General features: G+C 39.7%; 6 protein-coding genes. 3 read left to right on the forward strand and 3 right to left on the reverse strand.

Annotated features, from left to right (window positions below; translation table 11 throughout):
• Positions 1 to 394 precede the first annotated feature (394 nt).
• The gene (locus ACFIJL_RS03815; RefSeq protein WP_375622686.1) at positions 395 to 2,380 is read left to right on the forward strand and encodes a M23 family metallopeptidase; all 1,986 of its coding nucleotides are present in this window, start codon (positions 395 to 397) and stop codon (positions 2,378 to 2,380) included.
• Positions 2,381 to 3,284: 904 nt separating this feature from the next.
• Here ACFIJL_RS03815 and ACFIJL_RS03820 read toward each other — a convergent pair.
• The 3 genes from ACFIJL_RS03820 to ACFIJL_RS03830 form a co-directional block, all read right to left on the reverse strand.
• Positions 3,285 to 4,709, reverse strand: a complete 1,425-nt coding sequence (locus ACFIJL_RS03820) for a sensor histidine kinase (RefSeq protein ID WP_375622688.1) — start codon at positions 4,707 to 4,709, stop codon at positions 3,285 to 3,287.
• Positions 4,710 to 4,933: 224 nt separating this feature from the next.
• Positions 4,934 to 5,488: an RNA polymerase sigma factor gene (locus ACFIJL_RS03825; protein ID WP_375622690.1), complete on the reverse strand. Its 555-nt coding sequence runs from the start codon at positions 5,486 to 5,488 to the stop codon at positions 4,934 to 4,936.
• Between the two features lie 6 nt (positions 5,489 to 5,494).
• Positions 5,495 to 5,698, reverse strand: a complete 204-nt coding sequence (locus tag ACFIJL_RS03830) for a NepR family anti-sigma factor (RefSeq protein ID WP_375622692.1) — start codon at positions 5,696 to 5,698, stop codon at positions 5,495 to 5,497.
• 169 nt (positions 5,699 to 5,867) lie between these two features.
• Between ACFIJL_RS03830 and ACFIJL_RS03835 the strand changes: the two genes are divergently transcribed.
• Positions 5,868 to 6,662 carry a response regulator gene (locus ACFIJL_RS03835; RefSeq protein WP_375622694.1) on the forward strand — a complete coding sequence of 265 codons (795 nt, stop codon included), beginning with the start codon at positions 5,868 to 5,870 and terminating at the stop codon, positions 6,660 to 6,662.
• A gap of 22 nt (positions 6,663 to 6,684) precedes the next feature.
• Positions 6,685 to 7,698 (forward strand): HWE histidine kinase domain-containing protein, encoded by a 1,014-nt coding sequence (locus tag ACFIJL_RS03840; RefSeq protein ID WP_375622696.1) that lies wholly within the window; start codon positions 6,685 to 6,687, stop codon positions 7,696 to 7,698.
• The last annotated feature ends 987 nt before the right edge of the window (positions 7,699 to 8,685 follow it).

Consider the following 8,685-nt stretch of genomic DNA (forward strand, 5'->3'; position numbering starts at 1 on the left):
TTTTTAAATAAAATGCCCCAAACATTACCAATAAAATTGTAACAAAAAATCCTATTTCAAGATTTTATTGGAAAAATCTGCCTTCATAAAAATAAAACATGAAAACAGCAAGGAGTTCAAAGAGAGCATGGCGCCTTTAAAGTAAAATATAGCACCCCATTACAATGCATAAAAATAGGAAGTTGCCTAGGAATGAGTTAATCACAATAACGCTTGTTTTATGCTACTTTAATTAAGGAAAATTTTCTGCGCAGATACGATTTATAAAGACATTGCTGTATAAAAAGAATCGCATGATCTGTAATTTGTAAAAAGAATCAAATTCCTGTAGAAGCATGCTAAGCTATCTATCTAGCTTTCTTTATTTAATATTGAAAAGTACTCTTATAAATCTATGTGGGATAACGAACAACAAAAAAACGATCCTGGACAAGACCCTGCTCTTGTCATTAAGCGCTTGCGGCCTGCTCGCCGACAAGTCTCTGCTCGTTGGCTTACGGGAACCATTTTGACAGGAATCACTTCCTGCATTCTTATGGGGATTGCACTTTTTACGGCTCTTGATGAACAACAGCGATTGGTAACCCCTCCACAATGGTTTACACAAGAAAACCTATCAGAATCACAAGATCCTGAGGCCAATGGCTATAAAGGTGATCGTATTTCTCCCACCCATGCACGGCAAAGCTTTGACAGAAAACGTCAATTTGAATTATCGATTCTACAAAAAAAAGGTGATGAAAAGGTCATTCAAACACAACATTTTGAATGGATTCGTATGGCTTTAGCCGAAAAGCGCCCCCAGAAATATAGCTATCCCAAATTTGATTCTTTAAGCATTCTTGCTAATGATTCGACAAATCAAAGCGCTAAACTACAAGATTCTGGACAGATTTATGGAGCAAAGGTCGAAACAAAAATCACCTTACGCAGCTATGATTTTAAGATGGATCAATTGGATTTTGATGACAGCGATACATTGACAGATGAAGAAGCACAACAAGAAGTACAAAAAGCTGGATTTACTTTAGAAAAGAGCTCCGAACTTCTTTCAGTTCTCACATTGATTGATCCTTTAAAATTAGAAGATGTATCCTCCCCTTCCCAAGGCACAGAATCCCCTGAAGTTCGAATCGTCCAAGAAAATGTAACCGTTTCTCCTCAAAGTCACCGTATTGATCTGACGAAAAACTATGTTGAAGATATTATTCCTATTCGTAAAAAACAAACGATAGCCGATGCTTTCAAAAAAACCAGTTATACAAAAGAGCAAATTGAACAGGTTGTAAAAACACTAGAAAAAATGAGCCTTTCCGATACCCTTAAAGAGGGAAGTCTTTTACGCATTGGTATCGTGACACAAGCTGGCGAAAAAGATCATCTCGTCCGTGCAAGCATTTATCAAGGGATGCATCATGTTCTCACCATTGCTCTGAATGATAAAGGTCAATTCATTGAAAGCACAGAGCCTAAAATGTCTAAAGCACTTAAAACGGCTTTTCAAAATGGTATTCCGCATTCTTATATCAATAGCGCGCAATTACCAACAGCTTATGATGCACTCTATAGTGCTTTGCTCAGTCATAATATATCACAATCTCTCTCTCATCGTCTTATTCGTCTGCTTGCCACCAACATTGATATGAAAAGCCAGATAACCCCCAATGATCAGATTGAAATATTTTATGCCATACCACAAAGCGATAAAGAAACCCAAAACGGCAAAAAGAACTTGAAAGCCAAAGAACCCTCCAAGAACGCTGATCCAGAAATTCGTTATATTAGTGCAACTTTTGGCAACACAACTTATAAATATTACCGTTATCAATTAAAAGATGGAAGCGTTGATTATTATGATTCTGAAGGGAAGAGTTCAAAGCCTTTCTTGCTGCGCAAACCCACACCAAATGGCATTTTTGGCTCCCCCTTTGGTCCACGCAAACATCCTATTTTAGGCTATATTCGCATGCATACGGGTGTCGATTGGATTGCTCCTAAAGGATCGCCCATTATTGCTGTAGGAGATGGTATTGTCACAAGAGTAGGCGTAACAGGCGGCTATGGAAACCATACGGAAATTCAACATGCCAATGGATATGTCAGCAGTTATTCACACCAAAGCCGTTATGCACCAGACATCAAACCAGGCGTGAAAGTACGACAAGGACAAATTATTGGGTATGTTGGATCAACAGGAATGGCAACTGGTCCTCATTGTCATTTTGAAATCATTGTCAATGGCGTCAAGGTTGATCCCATGCGCATCCGTATACCGGATAGCAAAGCCTTAACCAATCAAGATCTACAAACATTCCTACAAGAAAAAAACAACATTGATTCTTTGATCAACAGCCCGATAGCACCCTCCGAAGAGACTTAAAGCATAAAAGCATCTGCATTTTTATGACTTCAAACATCTCAAAAATATGCTTGAGCGCTTAACTTTTCTTAAAGAGATTTCCACACTTTAATATCTGTAAAGGATACGCCGAAAGATGCACCACCCAAAGCAGCATAATAAGGATTAAAAATAAAACACCCTCCCTTTTTCAGGTTTACGCACAACAGAAAAGTGCAAAATATGGAACCCCAAAAGGCTAACGCTTTTTGTTTATTTTATCAAAACGATAAAAATCCCTTTGTTTTCCATGCCATAAAATCTCAAATCAAAGGTGAGTTTTTCTAAAGAACGAAGATTCTAAAACCCATATCATTCTATAAACAACCCGACTTCTTGTTGCACAGATTCCACTGGTTGAGCACTGATGCTGTTTAAAGCCCTGAAGGAGGGAGGGCATGAGTTTTTTACAAGCACGTTTTACCTTAAAAATATTTCTCCCACACGCTTACAAAAACACCCTATATTTAAAATTTTAACAGCCCTTACAAAAAATAACAAAACTTGAAAAAACAATTTTTTGCAAAGCAATAGAGCTTACGAATATAAGTATTATTGGCTCAAAGAAGTTCTTATTCAAAATAAATTTAAAAGCTAACTTAAGCACTTCAAAGCTCTCAGACAAGGAGAATTTTGAAAGCCGATCATTGGAATCAACAAAGCAAAAAAACAACAAGAGAGAAAATCAAACATTACACCAAAAGATAAAGAAGCAAAGGTGCTTCTCTTGAAGACAATCGATAATGTAAATATTAAAGAGTGATGTGTTCGCGCTATGAAGCCGTATTTTATCCTCCTTCTTGTGAAAAAGTGTCCTCTCCATACATTCACGATGAATGAAAAGCAGCTTACCATTGGCAAAGAGAAAATTGACCATTTTAAAAAATCAGTCAGAGATTTTTTTTGAACTACTCGTGCTAAGTTTTGGCAAAGGAATGACAATTTTTGTGCCTCCTAAAGCCGAAGTTTCAAACAGAGGTTTTTCACCAAATTGCATACAAAGCTGTTCCACAACTACACGACCAAGTCCTGTCTTTTGTTTTAAAGTTTGGCTCTTCATCCCCACGCCATCATCTTCTACAATAAGCATCAATTGTCCATCGTTCTGGGGACCAAAGGAAATATAAATATGGCCCGACCGTTGATCAGGAAAGGCATGTTTTAAGGAATTGGTTAGCAACTCGCCAAGGATAATTCCAAGTGTTGTTGCATCTCTTGAAGACAGACGACACTCTTTAAAGTTGGTGTGAATGGTAATGTTTTCACGCAATTCAAAAGGGACCGCCAATTCGACATCATGCACAACAGAACTGAGAAACTCTGCCAATAGTGTCGTTTCCATATCATCACTTAAACGCAAACGACGATGTGCTGTAGAAATTGTCTGAATACGATCACGTGCAGCCCCTAGAACAGTACGGACTTCTTCATTTTTACTCCGACTTAACTGAAGCCCCAGCAAAGAAGACACCGTCCCAAGAGAATTGCCAATGCGATGGCTTGCATCCTGCAACAATATTTCAACCCGTTGGCGTTCTTTTTCGGCGTGATTGCGTGCTTTTTCTAATTCTTGTGTTCGTTCTTTCACGCGGGCTTCCAGAGCGATATTTTCGCTATGAAGCAGCAATTGATACAATTTTAAAGAACGTACATCACGATGAAAACGATTAATCACAAAATAGGCAGAAATAAAGGTACTCACAACGGAAACAATAGCCGCCAATGTCAAAGCCGCCCGCATCAATGCGATACCCTCGCGCTGTTTTTGGCGCACCACATCATCCCCATTAATAAAACTTGTCATCAATTGCGCTAAGCGTGCCACGGGAATTTTGGAGACATCTAAAGAGACGGAAGGTTGAGAAGATGGCTCAGGAACTGTATCAAGAGCATGCATATGGGCATTCATAAAAGCTTGTCTTGCTTCGACTTCCTTTTTAAAAGCCCTAAACCACTCATCCCACTGCGGATGCGCATAAACAATAAGTGCGATATAGTCGAGAATATCTCCCAACTCCCGCTCTGCATTTTCAAAACGTATTTTATCTTCCGCCTTGCGCGTTTTTGCATAGCTGCGATCAGCAACAGCCATATCAATCAGGCTAATAAGGACCAAATCAGCCTGTTCGCGCAATTCTGAACTTGTATTCAACTGTGCGACTTCTCGATCAACGGCATTTGAAAGCAACATAATAAAAACCGATGCCAAAAGAGCCATCACAAGAGAAACAACAATCGCCCCCCACCGCCAGCGTGATATCGTTGCATGAGAAGAAGGCATTTGAGGCAGCAAATTTGTCTTTGTTGTCATAGAATTTCCAGTGGCGAACTTGAAAGTCGTCATTTTTCAGCACAAAGGAAGGCAACCTTATGGAACATAAAACCCAAAGCCCGTGAGAAAATTTTATACGGGCTTTTCTTGTGTTCTTAAGGATACACGCCAAACTTCTGAATTTCCTCAGATACTGACTTTACTGTAATAGCTATAACGGGAATAAAAAAAACAAGGCTATCCATCATAATTATTATGCTTTTTTAGCCGTTAAATGAACACAATGTACTTCCAGCGGAATAAGAATCAGGACCATAATCAGACTCACCATCCACCTCAAGAAGTTCTTGTAATCGATTACGCGCCCTGCTCACACGGCTTTTAATGGTTCCAACAGCACAACCACAAATAGCCGCAGCATCTTCATAAGAAAATCCCGATGCACCAATGAGAATAATGGCTTCTCTTTGATCAGCAGAAAGCAGATTTAAGGCTTTTTTAAAATCTTGCAAATCAAGCGATCCATATTGCGCAGGATGCACAGCAACATTTTGGGTAAACACGCCATCGGTATCTTGCACTTCCCTTCCCTTTTTGCGCATTTGACTATAAAACTCATTGCGCAAAATGGTAAAAAGCCAAGCTTTAAGATTAGTTCCCATCTCAAAACTGTCTTGCTTAGCCCATGCCTTCATAACAGTATCTTGAACCAAATCTTCGGCTTTATCATGTTTGCCACTTAAAGAAACAGCAAAAGCGCGTAAAGCAGGCAACACAGAAAGGAGTTCTTGTTTAAAGTTTTTTGTGCACTTTGACATAAAGGATCAAACCTTTTCCACATTGTTTAAGTCAAATTGCTCTGCGCGCTCTAATCTTTCTAAAAGCTCGAGCAAACACCGTGGCAGTGCTTCTTCCTGAATTTCCATGTAAAACTGGCGTAATTTCCGTGCTATTTCACTATTGACCCCGAGCAGATCATCTCCAACTGTAAATTGCCTAGTGAGATTTTTTTCATCACGGTCGTTCATTTTTCATCCCCCTAATCCATATAATATTGGTAGCACCGCGAAGAATTTTTTCGCCTTATGGTTGTAAATATGGCTGTCAGTAAAAAGTTCCATACAAATCAAGGAACTTTTTTATCAGTTGAGGGTTTCAACCAACAAAATGCTTGCAAGGTCAAAGGAGTTATAAATTATGTCATTATCAACACGCATTGCACCGCATCTTCCCTATCTCCGGCGTTTTGCCCGCTCTGTCACTGGTAGCCAATCCTCTGGCGATGCTTATGTATCAGCGATGTTGGAAGCACTCATTGCCGACATCTCCATTTTTCCCAAAGCTTCCACTGACCGAATTGGTACCTATTGGCTTTTTTGCCATCTTTTTGACCAAACCACACCGAACATCCCAGAACCCCTGCCTCAATTTGGTCTTGAACAAAAAACCAGTGCCAAATTATCCTATCTCACGCCCCGTGCACGCCAAGCATTTTTGCTCATTGCCGTTGAAGGATTTCATGAACAAGAAGCTAGCGAAATCATGAATCTGGATACGAAAGAATTTCGCAAGCTTCTCAACCAAGCATCTTTTGACATTTCTCAACAAATTGCCACTGAAGTGATGATTATTGAAGATGAGCCTCTTATTGCGCTTGATATTGAACAAATGGTAGAAAGCTTAGGTCACCATGTTGTAGGAATAGCGCGCACGCGTGATGAAGCTGTCATCATGTATCATAAGAAAAAGCCACGTTTAATTTTGGCTGATATTCAATTAGCCGATAACAGTTCAGGCATTGATGCGGTCAACGAGATTTTGAAAAATGATCGTATACCGGTGATTTTCATCACGGCTTTTCCCGAAAGGCTTCTCACAGGCGAACGTCCAGAACCGACTTTTTTAGTGACCAAACCTTTTAACCCTGATATGGTAAAAGCGCTTATTTCCCAAGCTTTATTTTTTCAAGAGAATGCTTCTAAAGCGGCTTAGAACAGAGTAACATCTTAAAATTATGATCGTTACGCCTCTTTCAAAGCCTCCCATGGACAGATCTCATATAAGCGCGCTCATGCAAGCGATTCGTGGTGCTGATATTTGTGTTCTCTATCAGGCAACAAATTTGGTTTATTTATGGGCTGAAAACTTGCCACACCATTTGCACAATAAATGGCGGGTTGGGTGTCGTGACAGCGACTTTTTTTCGCTTGACCTTGCAGACAATATGGAAACCATCAAACTGCAAGTTTTAGCCAGTGGCAAAATGCAAACCGTCGAAGCACGTTTTGAAGATACGAATAAACAAGAGATTTGGTACAAATTTTCTGTTGACTGCCACCGCAATGATAACGGAGACATTATCGGTATTATCACCACTGGTGTTAATATTTCGGGCTTACGCCGCCGTGAACAAGTGCTTAAAATTCTCCTTCGAGAAGTAAGCCACCGTTCTAAAAATCTTTTAGCGATCATTCAAAGTATTGCCAGCCAAACGGCACGCTATACTGAATCTCTTCAGGTTTTCTTACGCAAATTTCAAGGTCGTCTTCATTCTCTTTCTCATTCTCAAGATCTGATCACCGATTCCGATTGGCGTGGAGCTCAATTTCGCGAATTGGTCCAAACGCAAGCTTTAGGCTATTTAATGAAAGAAACAGAACGTTTTTCACTTGAAGGTGTCGATCCTTATCTTTTTCCCAATGCCGCTTTGCATATTGGTTTGGCTTTTCATGAACTGATTGTCAATTCTCTTTCTTTTGGAGCCCTTTCGCAAGAAAAGGGCAGTGTCTGTATACGCTGTGAAATTGAAACAAAACTGAATGGCAAAACGCACCTTATCATCACATGGAATGAAAATTTTGAATCCGGTGTCCCTTTCACAAACAATAAAAAAGCCTGTTTTGGCAGTGCCGTTCTTGAAAAAATTGTTCCCATTTCCGTCAATGGTTCGGCTTCGTTCACATTGACAGAAGAAGGCATTGTCTATAGCCTTTCTGTTCCTGATACTTATTTTGATATTTTGTCTTAAAAGTGCCTTTCCAACAATCAATAAGGGAAGTTTCCATTCTCCAAAAAAGTTCTAATCTATTTTATTAAGCACCAAGAGTTTGTCCAACCTCTTTAAACCCACCTCTATAGTCCCCAAACTTTAAGATGAGAACTTAACGCCAGCAGCATAAAACCCATTCCCTTTCCTGTTCATCAACCTTTATCGCTCGCTACATATTTTAAAACAGACATTAAAACGACTAAGAGCAAGCAGTTTTAGCTTTTATAGACCAGATCAAAGTGCGCATACTACACATATCTTTTAGCATACTTTCCATAATGGGTACATAATTTCATTTGAGAATGATATGAAATTTCAAGGGTAAAAACCAACATCCGGCAACACTTTTCCGCTTTACGAGCTTAAAGCCTGCCGACAATATCTTTTAAATCGTGGAAATGGCATATTTTATGCTTTTATTTAACGTGTTCTTTAATGGGGTTATCCTTTTACTCCCAATAGAACATCCTACAACAGAATACACTTGTACCCCTCATTCACGCTTTTTTAAAATATTTTCCAGCGCGTTCAAGCGCATTTCAAAACAGCCTCTGTAAGCGTATAAGCCATCAAGCACGCCCCTCTTTACCTCATGCCTCTCTTTACTTCACGCCCCTCTTTACCTCATCCCTCTCTTCACTTCATGCCCCTCTTTACTTCACGCCCCTCTTTACTTCACGCCCCTCTTTACCTCATGCCCCTCTTTACTTCACGCCCCTCTTTACCTCATGCCCCTCTTTACCTCATGCCTCTCTTCACTTCATGCCCCTCTTTACTTCATCAAAGTACCAGCTGCGCGTTATCATACTATTTTTCTCATGTTACAACAGCTTTTGACATTTGAGAGAATTCATAAAAGGCATATAGTCTTTTCTTCAAATATTTTCGCCCACTCTCTCCCTTTTATGATGTGCAAACCAATGATTTTGCTTGCTTCAATATAGGATATCCTTGCCTTGGGAACTG

Source organism: Bartonella sp. TT119HLJHH, assembly GCF_042193385.1.
GTDB lineage: Bacteria > Pseudomonadota > Alphaproteobacteria > Rhizobiales > Rhizobiaceae > Bartonella.